General features: G+C 57.7%; 1 protein-coding gene. It reads left to right on the forward strand.

Going from position 1 to position 331, the window contains the following annotated elements; translation table 11 throughout:
- A partial coding sequence (locus VBE63_RS31265) for a transposase (protein ID WP_323686816.1) occupies positions 1–226 on the forward strand: 226 nt, incomplete at its 5' end.
- Between the last annotated feature and the right edge of the window lie 105 nt (positions 227–331).

The raw sequence follows: 331 nt of genomic DNA on the forward strand, positions 1-331 counted from the left end.
CGAGGCGACCCCGGTCGAACGCATGGCGCATCGACTCAAGACCCGTGCTGGACGGGCGGCGTATGCGCTGCGCAAGCAGACCGTCGAACCGGTCTTCGGGATCATCAAATCCGTGATGGGGTTTCGTCAGTTCCTCACCCGTGGGCTGCAGAACGTCCAGGGCGAATGGACCCTGGTGTGCCTGGCGTGGAATCTCAAACGCATGGCCGTGCTGCGCCCAGCATAAGGAAAATACCCAGAAAAACAGCGTTTTTTGCCAAAATAGCGCCATTTTTCGACCCTAAAGGGGATCAGAAGGCGATTCTGTTCGTTAAGTCCGACAGGCTGCTAG

It is taken from the genome of Lamprobacter sp. (genome assembly GCF_034860625.1).
GTDB lineage: Bacteria > Pseudomonadota > Gammaproteobacteria > Chromatiales > Chromatiaceae > Lamprobacter.